Genomic DNA, 22,671 nt, shown 5'->3' with positions numbered 1-22,671 from the left:
CCTCGCAATCCACGTACACAATGTCAGGAGACATCTGCCAGTGTCGATCACAGACGAGATCCACGTCCTCACACAGCCAGTCCACCCCTCGGACTGGACCGACCTGGACACGAAGGCTGTCGATACCGCCCGCGTGCTCGCCGCCGATGCGGTTCAGAAGGTCGGCAACGGCCACCCCGGAACCGCAATGAGCTTGGCGCCGTTGGCATATACCTTGTTCCAGCGTGTCATGCGCCACGATCCGTCGGATGCGGAATGGGTCGGGCGCGACCGCTTCATCCTCTCCTGTGGCCACTCTTCTCTGACGCTGTACACGCAGCTCTACCTCTCGGGTTACGGCCTCGAACTGGCAGACCTCGAAGCTCTCCGCACGTGGGGCGCCCTCACACCGGGTCACCCGGAGTTCGGTCACACTGTCGGCGTCGAGATGACGACGGGTCCGCTGGGCCAGGGCCTCGCGTCCGCAGTCGGCATGGCAATGGCTGCTCGTCGTGAGCGTGGATTGTTCGATCCGGAAACCCCGGTCGGCTCCTCCCCCTTCGACCATCACATCTACGTGATCGCGTCCGACGGTGACATCGAGGAAGGCGTCACGTCCGAGGCGTCGTCGCTTGCGGGTGTCCAGGAACTGGGCAACCTCATCGTCTTCTACGACGACAACAAGATCTCCATCGAGCACGACACTACGATCGCTCTCGGCGAAGACGTCGGCAAGCGTTACGAGGCATACGGCTGGCACGTTCAGCATGTCGAAGGTGGCGAAAACGTCTCCGGCATTCTCGACGCAGTTGCTGCGGCCAAGGCCGTCGTCGATCGCCCGTCGATCATCCTGCTTCGCACGATCATCGGTTTCCCCGCTCCGAAGAAGATGAACACCGGAGACGTTCACGGCTCCGCTCTCGGTGCCGACGAAGTTGCAGCGGTCAAGGAAGCTCTCGGCTTCGATCCGGCCAAGTCGTTCGACGTCGACGCCGACGCATTGGCTCACGCCCGTGAGGTCGTCTCCCGCGGAGCCGACGCGCACAAGGCGTGGCAGGTCGAGTTCGACGCTTGGGCGTCGCGTGAGTCCGAGCGCAAGGAACTGTTCGACCGCTTGTTCGCCGGTGAGTTCCCCGCCGGTTGGGCCGACGCTCTCCCGACATACGAGCCCGACGCCAAGGGCGTCGCAACTCGTAAGGCTTCCGGTTCAGCGCTTAACGCACTCGGCCCGATCCTGCCCGAGCTGTGGGGCGGCTCCGCCGACCTCGCCGGCAGCAACAACACCACCATCAAGGGTGCAGACTCCTTCGGTCCGTACTCCATCTCCACCAACGACTGGAACGCAAAGCCGTACGGCCGCACGCTCCACTTCGGTATCCGTGAGCACGCGATGGGCTCGATTCTCAACGGCATCGCGCTGCACGGCCCGACCCGCCCCTATGGCGGAACGTTCATGGTGTTCTCCGACTACATGCGTCCGGCTGTTCGACTCGCCGCTCTCATGAAGACGGCTGTCACCTACGTGTGGACCCACGACTCCATCGGACTCGGCGAAGACGGCCCGACGCACCAGCCGGTCGAGCACCTTGCTGCTCTGCGCGCCATCCCGAACCTGTCCGTTGTCCGTCCGGGTGACGCCAACGAGACGTCGTTTGCCTGGCAGGCAGCCCTCGAGCACAAGACGGGCCCGACCGCTCTGGCACTCACCCGCCAGGATGTGCCGGTTCTCGAAGGCACCAAGGAGAAGGCAGCCGAGGGCGTCAAGCGCGGCGCATACGTGCTCGCCGATGCCGCCAACGGTGCTCCCGAGGTCATTCTGCTGGCCACCGGTTCCGAACTGCACCTCGCCACCGAGGCTCGCGAAACCCTCGAAGCTCAGGGCGTCGCAACGCGTGTTGTGTCGGTTCCGTGCCTCGACTGGTTCCTCGAGCAGGATCAGGCATACCGCGACGAGGTCATTCCTCCGGCCGTGCGTGCCCGCGTATCCGTCGAAGCCGGTATCGCAATGCCGTGGTGGCGCATTCTCGGCGACGCCGGCCAGGCCGTCTCGCTCGAGCATTACGGCGCTTCCGCCGATTACAAGACCTTGTTCCGGGAGTTCGGCATCACCGCCGACGCGACTGTCGAAGCCGCGCAGCGCTCCCTCGCCGCTGTGAAGGGATGATCTCGATGACACAGAATGTGAACACCGAAAAGCTGTCCGCCGCAGGCGTTTCCATCTGGCTTGACGATCTTTCGCGAGATCGCATCCAGTCCGGAAACCTGCAGAACCTGATCGACACCAAGTCCATCGTGGGTGTCACCACCAACCCGTCGATCTTCCAGGCAGCCCTGTCCAAGGGTTCGGACTACGACGCGCAGGTTCGCGAGTTGGCCCAGCGCGGCGCCGATGTCGACGCCACCATCACGGCGGTCACCACCGACGACGTGCGCGCAGCGTGCGACATCCTGGCTCCGCAGTTCGAGGCGTCGAACGGCGTCGACGGCCGCGTGTCCATCGAGGTTGATCCTCGCCTGGCACACGACACCGACGCGACTGTCGCGCAGGCCATCGAGCTGCACAAGATCGTCGATCGCCCGAACGTCCTCATCAAGATCCCCGCGACGCTGGCCGGCATTCCCGCCATCGCCAAGGTGATCGGTGAAGGCATCAGCGTCAACGTCACGTTGATTTTCTCGGTCGAGCGCTACGAAGCCGTCATGGGTGCGTACCTCGACGGTCTGGAGACCGCGAAGGCTGCGGGCCGCGACATCTCGTCCATCGAGTCGGTGGCGTCGTTCTTCGTTTCCCGCGTGGATTCCGAGATCGACAACCGCCTCACGGCGATCGGCACGCCGGAGGCTCTCGAGCTTCGCGGCAAGGCTGCACTCGCAAATGCTCGTCTGGCATACAACGCATACCAGCAGGTCTTCGAGGTGCAGCCGCGCTTCCAGGGACTCCTGGCTGACGGCGCCAAGGCCCAGCGTCCGCTGTGGGCGTCGACGGGCGTGAAGAACCCTGACTACCCGGATACTCTCTACGTCACGGAGTTGGTTGCGCCCAACACGGTCAACACCATGCCGGAGAAGACGCTCGACGCACTTGCCGACCACGGTGAGATCACGGGCGACACCGTCTCGGGCACCGCCCAGGAGTCGCAGGCAGTGTTCGATCAGCTCGCAGCCGTCGGCATCGATCTCGCGGACGTGTTCAATGTCCTCGAGACCGAGGGTGTCGACAAGTTCGAGGTGTCGTGGAACGAGTTGCTCGACGCGACTGCCGAGCAGCTCCGCGCAGCAACCCAGAAGAGCTGAGCCTGTGAGCGATTCCGCGGCGGCATCAGATTGGGTCAACCCCCTCAGAGACAGCACGGACAAACGTCTTCCGCATATTGCCGGGCCTTGTGCCCTGGTGATTTTCGGGGTCACCGGTGACTTGGCGCGGCGCAAGCTGATGCCGGCCATCTACGACCTTGCCAACCGAGGGCTGCTGCCGCCCGGATTCGCTCTGGTCGGGTTCGCCCGGCGCGACTGGACTGACGCAGACTTCGCACAGGTAGTTCTGGACGCGGTCAAGGACGGTGCTCGCACCAAGTTCCGGCAGAGCGTGTGGGAGCGGCTGGCGGACGGCATCCGATTCGTCAAGGGCAACTTCGACGATTCCGAGGGCTTCACGAACCTGGCCGATACTTTGGCCACACTCGACACCGAGCGGGGAATCGGTGGAAACCACGGCTTCTACCTCGCGATCCCGCCGGATGATTTCCCGCAGGTTCTCGAGCAGTTGTCGTCGTCCGGGCTTGCCCAAGCAGAAGAAGGCCAGTGGCGACGCGTTGTCATCGAGAAGCCGTTCGGTCACGATCTCGAAAGTGCTCGTGAACTGAACGCTGTGGTCAACAAGGTGTTCCCCGAGGACACGGTCTTCCGTATCGACCACTACCTCGGCAAGGAAACGGTTCAGAACATCCTGGCTCTGCGTTTCGCGAACCAGCTATTCGATCCGATCTGGAACGCGCACTACGTCGACCACGTTCAGATCACGATGGCCGAGGACATCGGTCTCGGTGGCCGCGCCGGATACTACGACGGGATCGGCGCCGCTCGCGACGTCATCCAGAACCACCTGCTGCAACTGCTGGCGTTCACCGCGATGGAAGAGCCCATCAGCTTCGAGCCGCTCAACCTGCAAGCCGAGAAGATCAAGGTCCTCTCCGCCACCAGGCTCGCCGAACCTCTCGACGAGACCACCGCCCGTGGCCAGTACACGGGCGGCTGGCAGGGTGGTCTCCCGGTTGTCGGGCTTCTCGAAGAGGACGGCTTCGCGGCTGATTCCATCACCGAGACGTATGCGGCCATCACGCTCGAGGTCGACACTCGACGTTGGGCCGGTGTGCCGTTCTACCTGCGCACCGGTAAGCGTCTGGGTCGCCGGGTCACGGAGATCGCCGTGGTCTTCAAGCGTGCGCCGCACCTGCCGTTCGACAAGACCATGACCGACGATCTCGGCCAGAACGCATTGGTCATCCGGGTGCAGCCCGATGAAGGCGTGACCATGCGCTTCGGGTCGAAGGTTCCGGGATCGAGCATGGAAGTACGCGACGTCAACATGGACTTCTCGTACGGCCAGGCCTTCACCGAGTCTTCACCCGAAGCGTACGAGCGACTCATCCTCGATGTGCTGCTCGGCGAGCCGTCACTGTTCCCGGTGAACGCTGAAGTCGAATTGTCTTGGGAGATCCTCGATCCCGTCCTCGAACATTGGGCTGCCGGCGGCAAACCGGACCCGTACGAGGCCGGTACCTGGGGACCGGAATCCGCCGACGAAATGTTGAACCGCACCGGACGCGAATGGAGGCGACCCTAGTGATTCTCGATTTGCCGTCAACCACCACGGTCCAGGTCAGCAAGAAACTGGTCGAGGTACGCAAGACCGGCGGCGCTGTCACGTTGGGTCGTGTGTTGACTCTTGTTGTCTGCACCCGCGACACCGGCAACGCCGAAGAAGCGATCGAGGCAGCCAACGAAGCAAGCCGCGAGCACCCGTGTCGCGTCATCGTGCTGCTGCGCGGCGACGAACAAAGCGAACCACGCCTCGACGCCCAGATCCGCGTCGGCGGCGACGCCGGCGCCTCGGAAGTTGTGGTGCTACGTCTCTACGGTCCGCTGGCAGATCACGAGAGCAGTGTTGTCATCCCGTTCCTGCTCCCGGACACACCGGTAGTCGCGTGGTGGCCGCTCGAGGCTCCCGCGATTCCGGCCAAGGATCCGGTGGGCAAGCTCGCCGTCCGTCGTATCACCGACGCCACCGGCGCACCCGATCCGACGGCGACTATCAAGGGGCGACTCGCGTCGTACACTGCCGGAGACACCGATCTGGCGTGGAGCCGCGTCACGTACTGGCGCGCACTACTGGCGTCGGCGCTCGATCTTCCGCCACACGAAAACGTCACCTCTGCTGTGGTGTCCGGCCTGAAAACCGAACCCGCACTGGACATTCTGGCTGGCTGGTTGGCTGCGAAGACCGGAGTTCCGGTATACCGCCGCACCGGCGCACTGAATGTGGAGTTGAAGCTCGAGACGCGCAGCATCTCCATCAGCCGCCCACAGGAGGGCACAACTGCAACGCTGATCCGGACAGGTCAGCCGGATGCACTTGTGTCCCTTGGTCGCCGGGAGACACGCGATTGCCTCGCCGAGGAACTACGTCGACTCGATCCTGACGAAATCTACGAAGAGGCGCTGGCCGGCCTCGAGAAGGTGACATATGAGTGATGTTGTCGTAGAAAAGTTTTCGGACGCGGGCCAGTTGGTCGATGCGGCCGCCGCACGTTTGGTAGACACCATCGTCGAGGCTCAGAAGGCTCGCGGCGTTGCGTCCATCGTTCTGACCGGAGGCGGAACCGGCATCGCACTGCTCGAAAAGTTGCGCAAAACTCCCGGTGATATCGACTGGGCGCAGATCGACCTGTACTGGGGCGACGAGCGTTTCCTCCCGGCCGGCGATCCGGAGCGTAACGAGGTTCAAGCGCGCGAGGCGCTACTCGATCATGTTCCGGTCGATCCGGATCGGGTACATCCGATGGCTGCGTCCGACGGCATCTACGAAGGCGATCCAGACGGCGCGGCAACAGCGTACGAGCAGTTGCTGGGCGCGCAGGCGCACGGCAAGCAGGTCCCCACATTCGACGTACACCTGCTTGGCATGGGCGGCGAGGGACACATCAACTCTCTGTTCCCGCACACAGACGCGGTTCGTGAAGAGTCTCGTTTTGTGGTCGCGGTGACGGACTCCCCCAAGCCCCCGCCGGTCCGCATCACTCTGACTCTTCCCGCCGTTCAGCGCGCGAAGGAAGTGTGGCTGCTCATTTCCGGCGCGGCAAAGGCTGAAGCTGTTGCTGCTGCCGTTGGCGGCGCTGCAGCGGTCGACTGGCCATGTGCCGGCGCCACAGGATTGGTTGCCACCCGGTGGTTCCTCGATTCGGACGCTGCCTCGCAGTTGCCCTGATCTCAGATTCACTCCGGCCGGGAGTCGTCTTCGGGCGACTCCCGTGCCGGTGGAACTTCTGTGGCCACTCCCCCACGCCGGCCGCTACGCACAATCGCTAGCCTGCTCGAATTTCTTCGTGCCACAACCGAACTCATCGGCGTGACACCGTTTCTCCACTCGGCACTCTGCCCGACACAACGATTCATGTTCCCCCCCGGTCCATGTTCTTGAGCACTCATGAATTTTGACGCGCCCAGAGCGCTTTCGGTTCCTCCTGCGTTTCGAGGCCTTGAACGTGGCAGCGCCGGCGAGCAGAATCGGACAATGGCGTGGACACCTCAACGTGATGCCCTACGCGGGCGTGTAGCTGTTGTTGCCGGGGCAACGCGGGGCGCTGGACGCGGAATCGCCGCAGCATTAGGCGAGGCGGGCGCCACGGTTATCTGCACTGGACGGAGCACGTCCACCGGCATCCTTCAATCGGACTACCCGCGGAGCGAAACCATCGAGGAGACCGCCGCTCTGGTCACCGAATTGGGTGGCGTCGGAGTACCGATTGCCGTCGATCACCTCAAGAGCACTCGAGTTGCTGATCTCGCTGAGCAACTACGCACCGACTACGGACAGATCGACGTCTTGGTCAACGACATCTGGGGCGCAGAGTTACTCAAGGGTGGACCGGCGGAGTGGAACACTCCGGTATGGGAACACGATCTGGACAAAGGCTTTCACATCTTGCGCCTGGCGATCGACACCCACATCACCACGTCGCATCATCTGCTGCCGCTCATGATCGATCGGCCAGGTGGACTGGTTGTCGAAATAACCGATGGCACTACCGAATACAACGCCTCGAACTATCGCATCTCGGTGTTCTACGACTTGGCAAAAGTGTCGGTGAACAGGCTCGCATATTCGCAGGGCCATGAACTTGGCCCGTTCGGATGTTCCGCCGTTGCCATTACTCCGGGTTTCCTGCGATCGGAGATGATGCTCGATAATTTTGGTGTCACAGAATCGAATTGGCGCGACGCACTACTGCCGAATCGGGATGGGCCGACTGCGCCACCTGATTTTGCTCATTCCGAGTCGCCGAGATTTGTCGGACGCGCAGTGGCCGCCCTTGCCGCCGATCCGAATCGGGCCCGATGGAATCAACGATCTGTCAGTTCGGGTGAACTCGGAGCAGAGTACGGGTTCGCCGACATAGATGGTTCGAGGCCCAACTTCTGGCAGCCGAAGCCGGACTAATCGACGGCACGATGGTCGTCGCGCTTGTCCTCGACCTCACGCAATGACCACCCTTGAACAAAGCGCTTCGCGTTGACCAAATATGCACGAAGGTGGGTAGTCAATCTCGAGATTTCCCAAGGTTCCAGATTCGCCATACCTAATGGTCTCATTTCAGTACGCGTGGGTAGATCGGGGGCCTGACCCATCACTCCGGTTTGATGAACCGAGCTTCGACCGTCGGCGAAACTGGGATGAGGTGGACAATCCGTTCAGTGACCGGCACCTCCCGGATGGCAGTGATCGCCTCCCACTTAAACGCGCCACACTCATTTGTCGGCAGGTCCGGAGCGAGCAGTCCCAGGCCTTGATCGTCGACGAGCCACACAATCGGAGGTGTCGGCTGGTCCACAAAGCAGGTGCGCATTTCCGGCGGTGTATCTGATGGAAGCCGGTAGCCTGCAATAACGGCGTCCATATCGCCCTCGCGTCGTTCCTCGACCCACGACACTGAGTGCTCTACGACGCCAGCGCTCCAGTCACCCTCACAAGTGACCACTCGGACGGGCACAAAATCGGCCGGGATAGGTCGCGGTTCGGGTACCGGTGCTGCTGCCTGCGGCAAGTCCGAGAATCCGAGAAGATTGCCGGCCAGGCAGGTTGGTTCCACCAGGCCAGGCACATTCACTCGCGACGTCGGTGGCGCAACGTCGTCCGCGTTGTTGCTCGGCGCACCACATCCCACTAACAAGGCGACGGTCGCAACGCCCAGCAATTCCCGTGAACACCGCATAAGGCACCATACTGCTCAATCGATTGTCGATTGCACAGTCGACAACGCTCGGTGACGATATGTTCGACACGTGACCACAGAAAGCCCCGAGACGATCGACCAGTACATCGCGTCCTTCCCGATCGATGTGCAACCTGTGCTCGAGAGCGTCCGTCAGACCATCCACGAAGCAGTTCCCGGCGCCGGCGAAACCATCAGCTACCAGATGCCGACCTTCACGGTCGACGGCAAAAGTCTGGTGCATTTTGCCGGATGGAAACACCACATTTCGATGTATCCACTCCCCGAGGGCGACGCCGAATTCGAGAAGGCAATCGACCCGTATCGATCAGCCAAAGCGACGGCGAAGTTTCCGTTGAACAAGCCGATCCCGCTCGACCTCGTCGCGAGGATTACCGAATTGCTCGCGGCCAGACACTAACCCGGTTTTCCGAAGGCTTCCAACATCCGCGCGCGAATTGTGCATCCGCGCGGTTGATCAACCGCGCGGATGCACAATCCCCCTGCGGCAGTGGCGGTATCGAAGGTTCAGCCCGCCGGAAGCCTTGTTGCATCCAAGGCGTTAGGCCGTCTATCGGACAGTCGCGATTCCGGCCAGGATGAGATCGATGCCGGCAAGAAATTGGTCGCGGTCGTCGTGATCGCGCAACTGCGGTGCCACCTGACGTAAGAACGGGTACTCGGCTGAGTCGAGTTGTTCCCACCCCGAGGTGATTGTCGCGAGGAAGGCCGATCGATCCGTCTCGCGTGCGTGAAGGCGGGCCCCTGCGGCATACTGTCCGGCCAGCCCGAGGACATAGTTCACGAGTGCGGAAGCGCAGTCGAACTGCGCGGATTCGGGAACTCCGAGTTCTTGGAGTTGCCGGCCAACACCTTCGAACATCTGCAGCACCGCGGACTGCCACGGCTCACGTGAGAGCTGGGTGCCGACCCACGGGTGTGCGTCGATCGCGTCGAAGACATCGAGAACAGTAGTGCGGATGGTTTCCCGCGGCGTCGCCCCTGGAACGACGCCGGTCATAACACGTGTGACGACGTCGGTGGTCGTCGCTGCAAGCAGTTCGTTCTTGTTTGCAACGTGCCAGTAGATTGCGCCACTTCCGGTTGCCAGGCGAGACGCCAACGCGCGAAATGTCAGCGCGCCCTCGCCCTCGGTGTCGAGGATCTCGATCGCGGCCTCGACGATTCGCTCTTTCGACAGTGCATCCGTGCGTCGTTCGTTCCGCTGCGACTTTGTGTCCATCTGTCCATCTTGACATATCTGGAACACTGTTCCAAGATCGACAATGGAACAACGTTCCAATCTCATTGAAAGGAATTAAGACCATGACAACTCCAGTCACGATCATCGGAGCCGGCCTCGGCGGCCTCACCCTCGCGCGTGTCCTCCACGTTCACGGCATCGCTGCAACGATCTACGAGTCGGAACCCTCCAAAGGAGCCCGCACGCAGGGAGGCCAGCTCGACATCCACGAAAACAACGGACAACTTGCGCTCGCAGCGGCCGGTCTCACCGACCAGTTCCGCGCGATCATCCACGAAGGTGGCGCGGCTTCACGGATACTCGACCAACACGGCACGGTGCTCCTCGACGAACCGGACGACGGCACCGGTGGACGGCCCGAGGTGCTTCGCGGGGATCTTCGCCAGATCCTGCTCGACTCACTACCTGACGGGACCATTGAGTGGGGACGGAAAGTGTCCAGTGCCGTTTCCCTCGGCGACGGCCGGCACGAACTCACCTTCGACGACGGCACAACCGTCACTACCGACCTTCTCGTGGGCGCCGACGGCGCGTGGTCGAAGATTCGACCTCTACTCTCCGACTCCACACCCGAGTACGTGGGCACCGTATTCATCGAGACATACCTGCACGATGTTGACGAGCGACACCCTGCGACAGCCGACGTAGTCGGCGGCGGCGCTCTGTATGCGCTCGCCCCAGGTAAGGGAATCACCGCGCACCGCGAGTCCGGTGGCGTCATTCACACGTACGTTCAACTGAACCGGCCCGCCGAGTGGATTGCGAGCATCGATTTCACGGACACCGCCGCATCGATCGCCCGAGTCGCGGCCGAATTCGGCGGGTGGGCACCAGAACTCACCGCGCTCATCACCGCGGGCGAAACCGCGCTGATCTCGCGTCCGATCCACGCTCTCCCAAATGATCACCAGTGGGACCACGTTCCGGGGGCGACGCTCCTCGGTGACGCGGCGCACCTGATGGCGCCGTCCGGCGAGGGAGCGAACTTGGCAATGTACGACGGCGCCGAACTCGGGAAGGCGATTGCAGCGCATCCAGACAATCTCGAAGAGGCACTTGCCGACTACGAAGCGGCGATGTTCTCCCGCAGCCAATCGGAAGCGGCGGACGCAGACGTGATCCTGGGACTCTGCCTTGGCGACCGCGCTCCGCTCTCACTCGTCGAGTTCTTCACCGCCCCACAGCCTGCGCATTCGTAACGCTTATCGGTCGTCGCATGTCACGCTTGTGAGACATATCCGTACCGGGTACGCGATATCGACATCGAGGGATGGTCGCATGGCATACGACAAAGCACTGGCAGATCGAATCCGCGATGCACTCGTGAGCGAGGACGACGTCAGTGAGGTGAAGATGTTCGGCGGCCTGAGTTACATGGTCAACGGACAATTGGCGGTCGCAGCGAACTCTCACGGCAACCTCTTGATCCGCTGCGCGCCGGAACGCGTCGACGAACTGCTACTACACAAGGGCGCACACTGGCCTGACATGCGCGGAAAGCCGATGAGCAAAGGGTGGGTCGAGGTCGATCGCACTGGCACCAGTTCAACCGTGGAGTTCAACGCCTGGATCAAGGAAGCCCTGGATTTCGCGCACTCACAGTAGCCTCACACCTCTAATTGAACACGTTCAACTATGCCGCGTAGACTCAGTTTTGAACACGTTCAAAACTAGGAGACGTCATGAGTAGTCGCGGAACTGAGACGCGGGAAAAGCTTGTGGATACCGCCTTGCGACTCTTCCGCGACGAGGGCTTCCAGTCGACAACCATGCGCCGGATCGCAAGCGAGGCAGGCGTCTCTCTCGGAAATACCTACTACTACTTCGCCAGCAAGGACGAACTTGTCCATGAGCTGTATCTGGTCGTCCAGCGCGATCACCGCGATCGGGCACTTCCACTGTTGCGCCAGGGCGGCTCACTCACGGAGAACCTGAAGACAGTTCTGCACTCCGGACTCGATGTCATGACGCCCTATCACGACTTCGGCGGAACATTCCTGCAAAGTGCGTTACCTACCACCTCGCGATCCAGCCCGTTTTCGGTCGAGTCCACCGATGCCCGAGCAATGGCGATCGATCTGATGCGCGAGGCTCTGACTGCCTCCCACCAGCGGACACCACCCTCATTGGAGAAACAGCTCCCCACACTTCTGTGGCTCACCTATATGGGTGTGACTCTGCACTGGGTCACCGATTCGTCGCCTGGACAAGCACGTACGCGTGCATTGGTCGACGGTCTCGCCCCAGTGGTCGCGAAAACCGTCAAGCTCGCCCGCCTACCAGTGGCCAGGAGCTTGGTCGGTGACGTCGCGAAATTGATGGCCAAAGTCACTGCGCGAGAAGAGGAGACCGTGCGATGAGCACCATGAATTACGTCGTCATTTGCGGAGCGTCGGGCTATATCGGGCAGTACCTTCGTCGCTCGCTCGAAGCCAGTGGGATCAATGTTCGGACGATCGGGCGGAGCGACTCGAGTGATGCCACTTGGTCCGACGGACAAGGCGTCGTCGACGTTCTGGATGGAGCGGATCTGGTTGTCAATCTCGCCGGACGCTCGGTGAGCTGCCGCTACAACAAGCGCAACGCCGATGAGATCTTTTCCTCACGGGTGGAAACCACGGCGCAGCTTGGTCGCGCACTGGCCCGCACACCACAGCCGCCATCACTCTGGATAAATGCCAGCACCGGCACAATCTATCGAGACGCTCGTGATCGGCCGATGAACGAGAGGACCGGCGAGCTGGGAACAGGATTCTCGGTGGCTGTCGCGCGAGCTTGGGAGCAAGAGCTGTTCGAGGCACCGACAACCGTTCGCAAGGTGGCGCTTCGGATGTCGATCGTGCTCGGCGCCGGCGGCGGGGCGATTAATCCGTTCATCAATCTGGCCCGCGTCGGCTTCGGCGGAAGAATGGGCGACGGTCGGCAGATGTTCAGTTGGGTTCACGTCGACGACTTAGTTCGTTCCATCACCCACGTCTACGAGCACCACGCCATCTCCGGTCCGGTCAATGTCGCCTCGCCCGTTGCGGTGACCAACGACGTGTTGATGCGTGAGATGCGTGCATCCCTGGGTCGAGCGCGCGGGTTGCCGACGCCCGGCTGGATGCTGGAGTTCGGCGCACGCGTAATACACACCGAAGCCGAGCTAGTGCTCAAGAGCCGCTGGGTGGACCCGGGCGTGCTCGCCGATACCGGCTTCCAGTTCACGTTTCCGACGCTGAACTCGGCGCTGCACCAAATAGTTCAGGAGACTCCGCGAGGCTTGCTTCCCGTTGCTTTGGGCTGACAGTCCGGGCCAGGTCTGCACTCACGTTCAATTGAATATTGTCGAATCGGTCACAACACAGAGGGCGGTCCCTAGACTCCGAAGAAGCTAGACATGAGCAACAACGTTGTTAGAGAGAGTCGGTCCACCCAGTGACTATTCGGGTAAGTCAGCCGTATGAGCAGCAGCCGTTCGGGATTTCACCCCGGGTACCTCAAATGCCGATGCCTGCTCATTTCAGGCCGAATCTGATCGCAGCAGCGCTCTCGTGTGTCGGCATCATCATCGGCAGCATCGGTCCGTGGACGTCGTTCCTCGCGCTGGGTAGTTCCGGTATCGGCGAATGCGGCGTGATCACCCTGATCCTCGGGATCGGTGCAGCTTTCGCATTGACTCCGCTTCTTTCGAGGGGCGTCACACCGCAGGTGAAGAACCACTGCATTGGCCCCTTGGCGGGAATCGCAGTCTTGATCGTTGCCGTCGGCAACGCCGCCTGCATACTCCAACGCGGCACCGAGATCGCCGGAAAGATCATTGGACCGTCAGTGGGATGGGGGCTCTGGCTGGTCGTGATCTCCGCGCTAGTTCTGTGCATTACGTCATCGACGCTCGCGCAACTGATCAGAGCGCAGGCCACCACTTAGAGCCTCGAGATTACGAGCGGCGTTTCAACCTGACGTTCCCGGCAACCGAGCCACGGAGCATCGACGGCGTCATGAACGGACGTTGCGCTGACGCGCGGAATCTGCGCCGATCAACAGTGTTATTACGGCAAGTACCCCGAAGCCCGCCGTCAGTGTCGCGACGGCTGCCACGCCTGCGACGATCAGCGGGCCGCCCGCGTCACCGAGTTCACGTCCCAGTTCGGCTGCACCCATGGTTTGACCCATGCGCTCCTCGGGCGTCGATGCAGCAAGTGCGGCAAAGCCGAGGGGCGTGATGATGCCGGTGCCGATGCCGACAGCAACTGCCGCAGTGAGAATCCCGACCAGCCCCGGAATCATGGCAAGCGCCAGACCGGCGGCGGTGACAACCAATCCCCATGCCACACCTCGCTCGACGGTGATTTTTCCCGCGTCGAGTGCTCGGCCTGCTCGCGGTTGAGCAAATGCCGCACACAACGCCAGTACTGACACGGCCGCACCTGTTGCTATCGGTCCAAGGCCCGCATCAACGCCGGCAACTGGGAGAAACCCCACACCGACCGACAGTGCGGCAGTCGACGCCGCAAGAGCTGCGGTGGGACCGAGGAACTGACGATCACTCAGGCGACGAGCCAAATCAACCACGGTTTGCCTGGCCCGAGGTAGCGGCGGAAGCGCAGGTACCACGACCTTGGCCCAGATCGCGACAACCAGCGCGAGGACGGCCATGACTGCAAACAGAAGTGTGAGACCACCCATCCACACGATCACACCGCCCAGCAACGGGCCGAGGGTATAGCCGAGACTTTTGTAGAACCCGTAGGTTCCGAAAGCACTGCCGTGCTTGCCTTTTCGGGTCAATCGAGCCACCGAAGAACTTGCAGCCGGCGAGAATGCCGATGCTGCCGCACCTTGGCCGAGCCGCGCCAACCACAACCAATCCGTATCCGCGACAACAACAAACAGAAACGATGCTGCGGCAAACGCGACGAGCCCGCCGAGCAGGACCGGCTTGGCACCGATCCGATCTGCCAGCGTGCCGAACACAGGTTTGAGCAGGACTTCGGCGCCGTCGTACAGGGCCAGCAGCAGACCGAGATAGAGCAGCGAATTCGCCAGATCGTCGAGATCGAACACGAGGTTCGCCGCAACGGCATGGGCTCCGAATGCAGTCGTGAACCCGGCCGCGTACAGCGGCCACATCTGCCATCGCGCGCCTTCCAGCTGGGCCTTGTTGTCACTCATGTGGGATCACCGTCGTCATTGCCTTCAGGAGAGTGCAGTGCGTTGATCACTCGCTCCGAGTAGTCCTCGAACCGCACCGTGCAATGCTGGAGCGCCGCGGTTGCGCTTTCGGCATTGCTCGCGCCGAATACGTCGCGCGCCTTCAAGTCTCGATGCCAGCGACGAAGCCTGTCCAGGCTCTGCTCTTCTTCCTCGAGTTCTGCGAGTGTAAATTTCTGGATCCGGATCTCTTTGTCGAGCTCGGCCTCGTATTTCGCACAGTCCGACAGGAATTCGGTCCAGTCTTCCTCGCGGGCCGCGGTGAACATCGCGGCGAATCGCGAGTTGTCTTCCTCGCTCGCACCCGTTGCGTTGAGGAAGACAACTTCACCGGACGCGCGGTCGACAAGTTCTTTCGCACGGTCGACGCCCGCCGCGAATGCCGGAACGTTGGGCACAGCCCAGGTGCCTTGCCCGATCGACAACGCACCCACTTTGCGCAGTTCTCGCCACACGGCAACACGGTGACGCGTCGGCTCGGCGGCAATCTTGATCAGGATTATCCGCCAACTCACGGATGACTCGGAATTCACACTGGAGAATGTATCACTCGTTACATCTCAAAATGTGAAGCTCGTTTCCGTCCGCATCGCTCACTTACCCTCATCTGGGCTGCCAACACTGCTCTGAGTGGGCCTGTTTCGGTTCCGCCAGGATCGAATTGCAAAGACGGTCGACGCGACAACAGCTACCAGCCAGATACCGAAACTCACCCAATCCCAGCCCGAAGGCGACGATGTCGACGATGTCACCGCGCCGATATACGAAGGGCCGATCATGACGACCAGCCAGACCGACACCACTGTGAAGTACCACCGGTCGAGCCGTTCATTTTCGTACCATCGCTCGGCCATCAGCCGATCGTCGCACAGCACTCGTCCGCGTAGTGTGAATAAACCAGACCATCAGCGCTGGGTTCAGGAGGTGCCGTGATGATCCCGATTCCGCCTTACGGACTCGGTACCAGTTGGAAGATCTGGACGCCATGGCTGGTTCCCCTTGTGGAATGGTCGAATGCGGAGTGGTGGAACACCTGGCACTGACTCGCGGCGATCAATCAACGTACCAAAAGCTAAAGTCCCAAAAGCTAATGTCGATGTATGACAAGGCTTTCGGTAGCAAAGTTGCTGAGCATAGCGGCGCTGTTGACAACGGGTCTGGCTGGATGCGGCGCTCCGTCCGAACCATCACCGGAGAAGGTTGAAATCGGCACCGCCTACAGCTACAAGATGTACACCCACTGCGGTGCGCGGGAAGCCAAGTTCGCCGGCGAATACTGGGAAGCGGTCAACACTGATGCTCGGCGAAACAACTCGCCCTCCGGTTGGGACGACCCGTACCAGAAGGGCACTATGACCCGGTTATCCGAAACCGCAGCTGTTTTCGAGGCTGACGGGAGAGAGAAGCGCTATCTATTACGACCGGGCGCCACAACTTTCCAACAAGTCTGCTCCTGATCGCACTCACGCAGCGCCGCGACGACGCATGGAGAATCGCAGTATGCCCCCACGCCTAGGTTGGATCGGCGATTCGTTGCCCGATAGCGCGACATGGCTCGCGCCCTACCCGTACCCCGACGCAGGACCGACTGGTCACTGGTTAGCCGACCGTTACCCGCATGTTCTGCGAATCCTGCACCCGGCCTATATCCATGACGACGGCGAGCCGCGAGCGGTGACATGGTCCCAGGTCGCCACTGCCGTGGGCGCAGAGATGATTGTCGGGACGCAGTTTTCCGAGATCGTCGGAGCGTGGTTTCCCAATAGTGTCGGACGCCCGGATCCGTGCGCGACAATCGAGGGCATCTTCGACACTGAACCGGAAATGGGGTCACTGCCGCCAGAGCTGATCGATGTCGTCTACGACCACTTCGACGACGTGCAATCGGGACTGTTCTGGGATGGGTGGGGCGAGTTCCTCGACGAACCGATCCGCGGGTGTGCTCGCGTCTCGGAAGGCCTGCAAGGGTGGAACTAGCAGGTAGTCACGACAACCCGGTCCCCCGCACAACGCGCCACACGGACGCGCACCCCGAACTTTTGGTGGCCCGCGGACCAATCCTGGTGCGGCGCAACCGGGATCGACGACATGGACACGCTTGTCGTGTCCGCCGACCTCGCCCGGCTCGAATCCGTCCACGCGAACCCAGGTCTCGAAACACAGTTGTATTCACGCTGACAAAAACACTCACCATTGCATCTGCCAACCACGGTGGCGCACAGTGAAGTAGTGGAGAATTCACAGCATCGACACGCGGCACATCCGGAACGCACACCGGCTTACGGCGTCGTGATGATCATCGTGGCTCTGGCTGCGGCGATTGCCGTCAGTTTTGCCAGCCCGACATGGTTGCGGATTGCGGTGTATGTCCTGGCAGGTGCCGCGATTGCAGTCGGGTTCGTTTTTACGCTGCGAGACTACTCGAACTGAACTGCTCCCCGAATGTCAGAACTGAACTTGTCAGTCCGAGATTCGGGGAGCAGTTCACGCAGAACGATGGCTGCTATGCGGCGCTGCCCATGCTCGCTGAGTCGAAGCTGCCGAGCCCGGTGCTACCGAGACCGCTGCTCCCGACACCGCCCAGTGCGAGCGCATTGCTGCTGCCTGCGCTGAAAAGCTGGACAATTATGTTGATCACGACGGGGTCACCGGTGAGCGGAATTGTAGGCACAGGAAGACCTGCTTTCTGTTTCGCGAGTGGATACGAATGTGCGTGGGAGACAGTGAGGTCTGTCAAAGTCCGCCGACACTACTGAATTCAATGCTTCCGGCACTGCCGAACGAGACGATCGGGCCGGCACTTCCGAAACCGAGTGCGCTGGCAAGAGAGCCGAAGTCGATGACCAGGCTGCCCTGGGTGTACGGCGAGTTGATCACGATGATTCCTGTCTGCGACGTTACGGTGCGAGCGGGTGGAGCGATCAGGGCACGGGCGTCGTGGGGTCTTCGCCGCCGCCTGGAAGCGGAGCGTTGTTGGTGAAGAGAAAGCTGCTGCCCGCGTTGAACATCTGCAGGACGGTGTTCATGACGACGGCCAAAGCGCCGGTCGTTGGTGAGGCGATCATGTATTACTCCTGGCCTAAGCGGGGTGGCGGTGTGGTCACCCCCTCAGATCGTGGGGGCGAGAAACGTGCCCCTGTGCGAAGGATCTCGCACAGGGGCACGAAATGCGTCCCTAGGCGACGCCGCCGCCGTTCGTCGAGCCAGTTCCGGTGCTGCCTGCGTTGAACAGCTGCAGGATCGTGTCGAAGAAGGCACCGAGGAGGGCGTTTTCCTGGCCGTTGATCATGTCTTTCCCCTTTTTCGTTACTGGTCTGCGCGGTGATTCGCGCCACATTTTTATATCCCGGTTGTCTACTGAAAAGTGGGGTCCAGCCATCAAAAGTGGGTTGTTACCAGTGAGTTATGTGAGGTTTCACAATTTCACTGGACGGATGTCCACGTCGGTGCTGACAAAGGTCAGTGCGATCATCGCCGCACGCAGTTTAAGCAGCTCAGAGGGCAAAGTCGGGTCCAATCCGGTGAGGTGTGCAATGCGCTTGATCCGGTTGTCGACGGTGTTCGTGTGCAGGCCCAACGCTGACGCGGTGCGCTGCCGGTGCTGGTCGTTCGACAAGTGCACGGACAGCGTCTGCAACAGTTCAGGGTTGCTGTCGAGCGGCCTGAGTAGGCCGATCAGGCTGTCGCGCGCTGGGCCGGTCCGGGTCAATTGATACTCGAGCGCGAGGTCCTCCATCCGGTATGACTGCGCCGGCAGCCCGAGCCTCCGGACGAGGTGGACCAACTCGCGGGTGGTCGCCTGGGCCGCTGGGAGATCCTCGAGCGCGGCATTCTCGCCGACTGCCGTGATCTGCACCCCGATCTTGGCCGTCGCCTGACGCACGACTTGGCACACCAACCCCCAGTGTGGTGTGCCCTCGATGAGGACCAGGCCGCGTTGCGGCGCCGGGGCTTCGAGCAACTTGGCTCCGAAGTGGGCAGCAACCTTGGCTTGTGCCGCGGCGAGATCACGGTATGCCTGCAGGCGCTGATGCGCGCCGTCCCTGGCCCCCGGCCGGGGTTTCGGCAGGTTCACGAGGAGTCGCAGAACGAGATAGCGGGGTGCGAGCTCGATACCCAACTGCAACGCAAGATCAGTGGGATCGTCTCCGTCCAACATGGCTTTGACGAGGGCGCCGGCGGAGCTCCCCTCGAGCTGGGCGCCGGCAGGGATCGCCGCCAGATAGCTGACCGAGATGAATGAATGCAGGCGCTGCGCGACTGTGAACAGGAGGTGGTTGAGCTCCTTGAGGTTGGCAGAGTCCTCGACGCCCGCTCTGCTGAGGATAAGGTTCCGAATGACGCTGATGGCTTCGTCTGTTACAGCAAGGATGGCACTGAGCGGGACACCCTGGCGGGCCTGCCGGACGGTCAGGGTGTGAATACTGTCCAGGTCGCGGTCGGTCGGCAGCTTCCTGTGGTCCATGAGTTGGATCGCCAGTTGCAACCCCTGCGCGGTCACCGCAACCAAATCCTCCTGAACGGATTCCAGGTTGAGGGTTTTGAAGGTTGCGTTGGCGCGGGAGAAGTTCTTCACAAGTTCGGCCGCCAGCGGGACGAAGTCGCGGACCGCAGTGGAGGCGGGTTCGCCTCCGAGCATCAGCGGCCCCGAGGTATTCAACAGCGCAGTGGACATCGTAGACAAGCCTCCTCGAGACAAGAGTGTCGCGCGGCGCGATGGCCGGCGGCTCGACGCGTCAGGGAATGAGAAACCCGCCGCGGTGCCCGAATTGAGGACTTTAGCCGCTTGCGTCTGCCGTTCCCGATTACGTCAGGCGATGTGATGTCTACCACATGAACGGTCGTCCAATTGTCAAATGAGACAATTTGGATTTCTGGTCGGTCGGCATGACATGGTCACGCCGACCGACTACACCGGAGGCTCCCGGCGTGGGCAAAATGACCGCTATTTAGCCGCTGTTCCGCAGCGCCGTGGCCAGGCCGTTCATCGTCAGCTGAATACCGCGCCGGACCTGGTCACTCTCGTCACCTGATCGATATCGCCTGATCAACTCGACCTGCAAGTGATTGAGCGGTTCGAGATACGGGAAACGGTTGTGGACGGAACGTTCCAGGCCTGAATTATCAGCAAACAAATCGCCGTAGCCGGTGATCTCCTTGTACATCCGAACGGTTCGCGCATGCTCGTCGGTGATCATGCCGAAGACTCGATCACGCAGTTCTACGTCGGGAACCAACTCCGCGTAGCGGGCCGCCAAGCCCATGTCGGATTTCGACATCACCATCGCCATGTTCGAGAGCACAGTCCGGAAGAACGGCCACTTCTCGTACAAACGCGTCAGCGTCGCCAAACGCTCCGGGTTGCCGTCGATCCATCGCTCGAAAGCCGCGCCTGTGCCGTACCAGCCTGGCAGCATGACGCGTGACTGACTCCAGGACAACACCCACGGAATCGCACGCAGATCGGAGATCGCCTTGGTCTGCTTACGCGAGGCGGGTCGGCTACCGATGTTGAGTGCCCCGATTTCTGCAACCGGCGTCGACGCCTCGAAGTACTGGACGAATCCCGGTGTGTCATGGACCAATTCGCTGTACGCGGTACGCGCCAGGGCAGCAAGCTCATCCAGAACGGTGTACGCCGCCTCGGCGTCGCTTCCGAGCCCTTCGACGTCGAGCAACGTCGACTCCAACGTCGCAGCGATGAGCGTCTCGAGGTTGCGATGAGCCAACCGCGGCTCGGCGTACTTCGCTGCGATCACCTCACCCTGCTCGGTGATCCTCAGCGAACCTTCGACAGCTCCGGGAGGTTGCGCAAGAATTGCCTCGTAGCTGGGTCCACCACCACGCCCGACGGTTCCGCCGCGACCGTGGAAGAGCCGCAACCGGATTCCACTCTTCCGTGCGGCGTCGACCAGATCGAGTTCTGCGCGGTACAGCGCCCAATTGGCAGCCAGGTAGCCACCGTCCTTGTTGGAATCGGAGTACCCGAGCATCACTTCCTGGCTGTTGCCCCGGGACGTCACGATGGCTCGGTAAATCGGAATGTCGAGCGTGGCAAGCAATGTTGCCGCGCCGCCCTGCAAGTCCTCGATCGTCTCGAACAGCGGAACAATGCCGATGGGGCATGACGGCTCACCACCAACACCCGGATCGAGAACTCCCACCTCCTTGAGCAGGACCGCGGCCTCGAGCATGTCGCTCACGGAGCTGCACATGCTGATGATGTAGTTGGGAACAGCACCGGCGCCCAGAACTCGAACTGCCTTGGCACCGGCGTGCATGATCGCCAGTTCCTTGGTCGTCAGTTCGGAGAACTCCGCATCCGGCGACGTCAACGGCCGACGGGTGGTCAGTTCCGCCGAGAGCAGGTCCACTTTTTCCGATTCCGACAACGACGCATAGTCCGGGTGAACACCCGACCAGGCCAACAACTCGGCAACGACGCTCTCATGAACTTCGGAGTTCTGCCGCATGTCCAGACCCGAGAGGTGAAACCCGAACACCTCCACGGCTTCTCGCAAACGTTCGAGGCGATCATCGGCTATCACCGCGTCACCGTTGCGGCGCAGTGACGTGTCGATGACAGCTAGATCGTGCTGAAGTTGCGCGGGTTCGCGGTATGCCTCCAGCCCGGAGTCGCCGCCGTGCGCGGGCATCTCCCCCAAGATGGAAAGTCCTGTGGCGGTGAGGCGTCCACGGATTCCTCGGATTGCGCGACGGTAGGGTTCGTCCGCCCGGAACACCGAATCGTCACCCGAGGTCGATGCCAGAAGATCCAATTCCGGTGTCACCGTGACCAACCGCGCCGACATCGACAGCTCGCGCTCTAGATGTTCGAGTTCGGCGAGGTGATGCTCGATTGCCGTGGCCGCCGCTCGGGTCGTCGCGCGATGCACGATCTCCCCCGTCACATAGGGGTTTCCGTCGCGGTCACCGCCGATCCAGGAACCCGGACGCAAGATCGGCTCACGCAGGAGGTCTGCGTCGGGCCACCGGCTTCGAAGCGCCTTGCGCACTTCGGCGTTGATTTTGGGAATGACTTCGAACAGGGCTGCGTCGTAGTAACGCAATCCGACTTCGATCTCGTCCTGGATTCGTAGACGCGAGAGCCGGATCAGCGCGGTCTGCCAAAGAGTAAGAATCTGCCGACGCAAGTCCAGGTCGACGTCCGCGGTTTCCCCGACGCTCAACGCCGTGCGTTCGCGGTAGCGCATCAATTCGGTGATGCGAGACTGTGTCTCGAAGACTGTCCGTCGACGCGTTTCCGTCGGATGAGCTGTGATGACCGGTGAGACAAGGGCGCCGCGCAGTGCATCTTCGACAGTCGCGGAGTTGATGTCCGCACCGTCGAGTTTGCGGTAGGTAGCGGCCAGTGTGCTGTCACGCGGTGGTTCGCCGGCATTGATGTGAATGGCGCGCCGACGCTCACGGTGGATGTCTTCGGCCAGGTTGGCGAGCAAGGCGAAGTGGCTGAACGCACGGATCACCGGGATAGCGTCGGCGGTGCTGACTCCAGCGAACAACGAGACCAGTTCGGCGCGGTCAATTTCGGAACGGCGTACTCGGAACGATTCCACCCGGGCGCGTTCAACAAGATCGAATACGGTGTCGCCGGCCTGTTCGCGAACAATCTGCCCCAGGATCCCGCCGAGAAGCCGAATGTCCTCACGCAGTGGCTCGGTGGCCTCGCGTGGTGTTTCACGATGCTGATTCGAGACGAATTCGGTCATCGTTCAATTATCAACG

25 protein-coding genes are annotated in these 22,671 nt (G+C 61.6%); 15 read left to right on the top strand and 10 right to left on the bottom strand.

Annotated elements, in window-relative coordinates; translation table 11 throughout:
* Positions 1-40 precede the first annotated feature (40 nt).
* The 6 genes from tkt to C7T36_RS22395 all read left to right on the top strand — a co-directional run bounded on the left by tkt (position 41) and on the right by C7T36_RS22395 (position 7,696).
* Entirely contained in the window at positions 41-2,143 is a 2,103-nt protein-coding gene (tkt, locus tag C7T36_RS22420) for a transketolase (RefSeq protein ID WP_033232113.1), read from the top strand.
* Between the two features lie 5 nt (positions 2,144-2,148).
* Positions 2,149-3,273 (top strand): transaldolase, encoded by a 1,125-nt coding sequence (gene tal / locus C7T36_RS22415; RefSeq protein WP_045068064.1) that lies wholly within the window; start codon positions 2,149-2,151, stop codon positions 3,271-3,273.
* A 4-nt stretch (positions 3,274-3,277) separates the two neighbouring features.
* A complete protein-coding gene (gene zwf, locus C7T36_RS22410; RefSeq protein WP_033232114.1) occupies positions 3,278-4,822 on the top strand; it encodes a glucose-6-phosphate dehydrogenase in 1,545 nt (514 codons plus the stop codon).
* Complete coding sequence (opcA, locus tag C7T36_RS22405) at positions 4,822-5,730, top strand: glucose-6-phosphate dehydrogenase assembly protein OpcA (protein ID WP_092808104.1); 909 nt, start codon at positions 4,822-4,824, stop codon at positions 5,728-5,730. Before zwf ends, opcA begins: the two co-directional genes overlap by 1 nt.
* Positions 5,723-6,463, top strand: a complete 741-nt coding sequence (pgl, locus tag C7T36_RS22400; RefSeq protein WP_033232116.1) for a 6-phosphogluconolactonase — start codon at positions 5,723-5,725, stop codon at positions 6,461-6,463. The genes opcA and pgl overlap by 8 nt, the downstream gene beginning before the upstream one ends.
* Positions 6,464-6,769: 306 nt before the next feature.
* Positions 6,770-7,696: an SDR family oxidoreductase gene (locus C7T36_RS22395; protein WP_045067696.1), complete on the top strand. Its 927-nt coding sequence runs from the start codon at positions 6,770-6,772 to the stop codon at positions 7,694-7,696.
* On the opposite strand, the gene C7T36_RS30260 is transcribed toward C7T36_RS22395, so the two are convergent.
* Together C7T36_RS30260 and C7T36_RS22390 are read right to left on the bottom strand one after the other, a co-directional pair.
* Positions 7,693-7,833 (bottom strand): hypothetical protein, encoded by a 141-nt coding sequence (locus tag C7T36_RS30260; protein WP_155276677.1) that lies wholly within the window; start codon positions 7,831-7,833, stop codon positions 7,693-7,695. The two genes, C7T36_RS22395 and C7T36_RS30260, sit on opposite strands and share 4 nt — an antisense overlap.
* A 50-nt stretch (positions 7,834-7,883) precedes the next feature.
* Positions 7,884-8,468: a hypothetical protein gene (locus C7T36_RS22390; protein ID WP_045067695.1), complete on the bottom strand. Its 585-nt coding sequence runs from the start codon at positions 8,466-8,468 to the stop codon at positions 7,884-7,886.
* 70 nt (positions 8,469-8,538) lie between these two features.
* On the opposite strand from C7T36_RS22390, the gene C7T36_RS22385 reads away from it, so the two are divergent.
* Positions 8,539-8,889, top strand: a complete 351-nt coding sequence (locus C7T36_RS22385; protein ID WP_045067694.1) for an iron chaperone — start codon at positions 8,539-8,541, stop codon at positions 8,887-8,889.
* 150 nt (positions 8,890-9,039) lie between these two features.
* On the opposite strand, the gene C7T36_RS22380 is transcribed toward C7T36_RS22385, so the two are convergent.
* The gene (locus C7T36_RS22380; RefSeq protein WP_045067693.1) at positions 9,040-9,711 is read right to left on the bottom strand and encodes a TetR/AcrR family transcriptional regulator C-terminal domain-containing protein; all 672 of its coding nucleotides are present in this window, start codon (positions 9,709-9,711) and stop codon (positions 9,040-9,042) included.
* A gap of 83 nt (positions 9,712-9,794) precedes the next feature.
* Here C7T36_RS22380 and C7T36_RS22375 point away from each other — a divergent pair, with 83 nt between their 5' ends.
* The 5 genes from C7T36_RS22375 (at position 9,795) to C7T36_RS22355 (ending at position 13,641) form a co-directional block, all read left to right on the top strand.
* The gene (locus C7T36_RS22375) at positions 9,795-10,931 is read left to right on the top strand and encodes an NAD(P)/FAD-dependent oxidoreductase (protein WP_045067692.1); all 1,137 of its coding nucleotides are present in this window, start codon (positions 9,795-9,797) and stop codon (positions 10,929-10,931) included.
* A gap of 79 nt (positions 10,932-11,010) precedes the next feature.
* Entirely contained in the window at positions 11,011-11,337 is a 327-nt protein-coding gene (locus tag C7T36_RS22370) for a TfoX/Sxy family protein (RefSeq protein ID WP_045067691.1), read from the top strand.
* Positions 11,338-11,414: 77 nt separating this feature from the next.
* Positions 11,415-12,092 (top strand): TetR family transcriptional regulator, encoded by a 678-nt coding sequence (locus C7T36_RS22365; protein ID WP_045067690.1) that lies wholly within the window; start codon positions 11,415-11,417, stop codon positions 12,090-12,092.
* Entirely contained in the window at positions 12,089-13,018 is a 930-nt protein-coding gene (locus C7T36_RS22360; protein WP_239654726.1) for a TIGR01777 family oxidoreductase, read from the top strand. Before C7T36_RS22365 ends, C7T36_RS22360 begins: the two co-directional genes overlap by 4 nt.
* 197 nt (positions 13,019-13,215) lie before the next feature.
* A complete protein-coding gene (locus C7T36_RS22355) occupies positions 13,216-13,641 on the top strand; it encodes a hypothetical protein (protein ID WP_202025587.1) in 426 nt (141 codons plus the stop codon).
* A 69-nt stretch (positions 13,642-13,710) separates the two neighbouring features.
* Here the strand turns inward: C7T36_RS22355 and C7T36_RS22350 are convergent, their stop codons facing one another.
* Both C7T36_RS22350 and C7T36_RS22345 read right to left on the bottom strand, forming a co-directional pair.
* The gene (locus tag C7T36_RS22350) at positions 13,711-14,886 is read right to left on the bottom strand and encodes an MFS transporter (protein WP_045067689.1); all 1,176 of its coding nucleotides are present in this window, start codon (positions 14,884-14,886) and stop codon (positions 13,711-13,713) included.
* Complete coding sequence (locus tag C7T36_RS22345) at positions 14,883-15,458, bottom strand: Chromate resistance protein ChrB (protein ID WP_239654725.1); 576 nt, start codon at positions 15,456-15,458, stop codon at positions 14,883-14,885. Before C7T36_RS22345 ends, C7T36_RS22350 begins: the two co-directional genes overlap by 4 nt.
* 567 nt (positions 15,459-16,025) lie before the next feature.
* Here C7T36_RS22345 and C7T36_RS22335 point away from each other — a divergent pair.
* From C7T36_RS22335 to C7T36_RS22325, 3 genes are all read left to right on the top strand, one after another.
* Complete coding sequence (locus tag C7T36_RS22335; protein ID WP_052683534.1) at positions 16,026-16,382, top strand: hypothetical protein; 357 nt, start codon at positions 16,026-16,028, stop codon at positions 16,380-16,382.
* Between the two features lie 43 nt (positions 16,383-16,425).
* Positions 16,426-16,902: a hypothetical protein gene (locus tag C7T36_RS22330; protein ID WP_045067688.1), complete on the top strand. Its 477-nt coding sequence runs from the start codon at positions 16,426-16,428 to the stop codon at positions 16,900-16,902.
* A 252-nt stretch (positions 16,903-17,154) separates the two neighbouring features.
* Positions 17,155-17,355, top strand: coding sequence for a hypothetical protein (locus tag C7T36_RS22325; RefSeq protein WP_106939789.1), 201 nt, complete (start codon positions 17,155-17,157; stop codon positions 17,353-17,355).
* Positions 17,356-17,428: 73 nt separating this feature from the next.
* Here C7T36_RS22325 and C7T36_RS30255 read toward each other — a convergent pair whose 3' ends face one another.
* From C7T36_RS30255 to ppc, 5 genes are all read right to left on the bottom strand, one after another.
* Positions 17,429-17,596 (bottom strand): hypothetical protein, encoded by a 168-nt coding sequence (locus C7T36_RS30255; protein ID WP_165826287.1) that lies wholly within the window; start codon positions 17,594-17,596, stop codon positions 17,429-17,431.
* A 62-nt stretch (positions 17,597-17,658) separates the two neighbouring features.
* A complete protein-coding gene (locus C7T36_RS30250) occupies positions 17,659-17,802 on the bottom strand; it encodes a hypothetical protein (RefSeq protein ID WP_165826289.1) in 144 nt (47 codons plus the stop codon).
* A gap of 44 nt (positions 17,803-17,846) precedes the next feature.
* Positions 17,847-17,990, bottom strand: coding sequence for a hypothetical protein (locus tag C7T36_RS30245; protein WP_165826291.1), 144 nt, complete (start codon positions 17,988-17,990; stop codon positions 17,847-17,849).
* 350 nt (positions 17,991-18,340) lie between these two features.
* A complete protein-coding gene (locus tag C7T36_RS22320; RefSeq protein WP_033232125.1) occupies positions 18,341-19,600 on the bottom strand; it encodes a CdaR family transcriptional regulator in 1,260 nt (419 codons plus the stop codon).
* 274 nt (positions 19,601-19,874) lie between these two features.
* The gene (gene ppc / locus C7T36_RS22315) at positions 19,875-22,655 is read right to left on the bottom strand and encodes a phosphoenolpyruvate carboxylase (RefSeq protein ID WP_045067687.1); all 2,781 of its coding nucleotides are present in this window, start codon (positions 22,653-22,655) and stop codon (positions 19,875-19,877) included.
* Positions 22,656-22,671: the final 16 nt, after the last annotated feature.

It is taken from the genome of Rhodococcus sp. AD45-ID (assembly GCF_003023755.1).
GTDB lineage: Bacteria > Actinomycetota > Actinomycetes > Mycobacteriales > Mycobacteriaceae > Rhodococcus_F > Rhodococcus_F globerula.
Note: the sequence above shows the minus strand (reverse complement) of the source record. Positions and strands in the feature narration are given on the sequence as shown.

Coding starts and splice junctions, on each gene's coding strand:
- tal (WP_045068064.1), top strand. CDS start 2,149: ATGACACAGAATGTGAACACCGAAAAGCTGTCCGCCGCAGGCGTTTCC.
- pgl (WP_033232116.1), top strand. CDS start 5,723: ATGAGTGATGTTGTCGTAGAAAAGTTTTCGGACGCGGGCCAGTTGGTC.
- C7T36_RS22395 (WP_045067696.1), top strand. CDS start 6,770: ATGGCGTGGACACCTCAACGTGATGCCCTACGCGGGCGTGTAGCTGTT.
- C7T36_RS30260 (WP_155276677.1), bottom strand. CDS start 7,833: ATGGCGAATCTGGAACCTTGGGAAATCTCGAGATTGACTACCCACCTT.
- C7T36_RS22390 (WP_045067695.1), bottom strand. CDS start 8,468: ATGCGGTGTTCACGGGAATTGCTGGGCGTTGCGACCGTCGCCTTGTTA.
- C7T36_RS22380 (WP_045067693.1), bottom strand. CDS start 9,711: ATGGACACAAAGTCGCAGCGGAACGAACGACGCACGGATGCACTGTCG.
- C7T36_RS22375 (WP_045067692.1), top strand. CDS start 9,795: ATGACAACTCCAGTCACGATCATCGGAGCCGGCCTCGGCGGCCTCACC.
- C7T36_RS22370 (WP_045067691.1), top strand. CDS start 11,011: ATGGCATACGACAAAGCACTGGCAGATCGAATCCGCGATGCACTCGTG.
- C7T36_RS22365 (WP_045067690.1), top strand. CDS start 11,415: ATGAGTAGTCGCGGAACTGAGACGCGGGAAAAGCTTGTGGATACCGCC.
- C7T36_RS22360 (WP_239654726.1), top strand. CDS start 12,089: ATGAGCACCATGAATTACGTCGTCATTTGCGGAGCGTCGGGCTATATC.
- C7T36_RS22355 (WP_202025587.1), top strand. CDS start 13,216: ATGCCGATGCCTGCTCATTTCAGGCCGAATCTGATCGCAGCAGCGCTC.
- C7T36_RS22350 (WP_045067689.1), bottom strand. CDS start 14,886: ATGAGTGACAACAAGGCCCAGCTGGAAGGCGCGCGATGGCAGATGTGG.
- C7T36_RS22335 (WP_052683534.1), top strand. CDS start 16,026: ATGACAAGGCTTTCGGTAGCAAAGTTGCTGAGCATAGCGGCGCTGTTG.
- C7T36_RS22330 (WP_045067688.1), top strand. CDS start 16,426: ATGCCCCCACGCCTAGGTTGGATCGGCGATTCGTTGCCCGATAGCGCG.
- C7T36_RS30245 (WP_165826291.1), bottom strand. CDS start 17,990: ATGATCGCCTCACCAACGACCGGCGCTTTGGCCGTCGTCATGAACACC.
- C7T36_RS22320 (WP_033232125.1), bottom strand. CDS start 19,600: ATGTCCACTGCGCTGTTGAATACCTCGGGGCCGCTGATGCTCGGAGGC.
- ppc (WP_045067687.1), bottom strand. CDS start 22,655: ATGACCGAATTCGTCTCGAATCAGCATCGTGAAACACCACGCGAGGCC.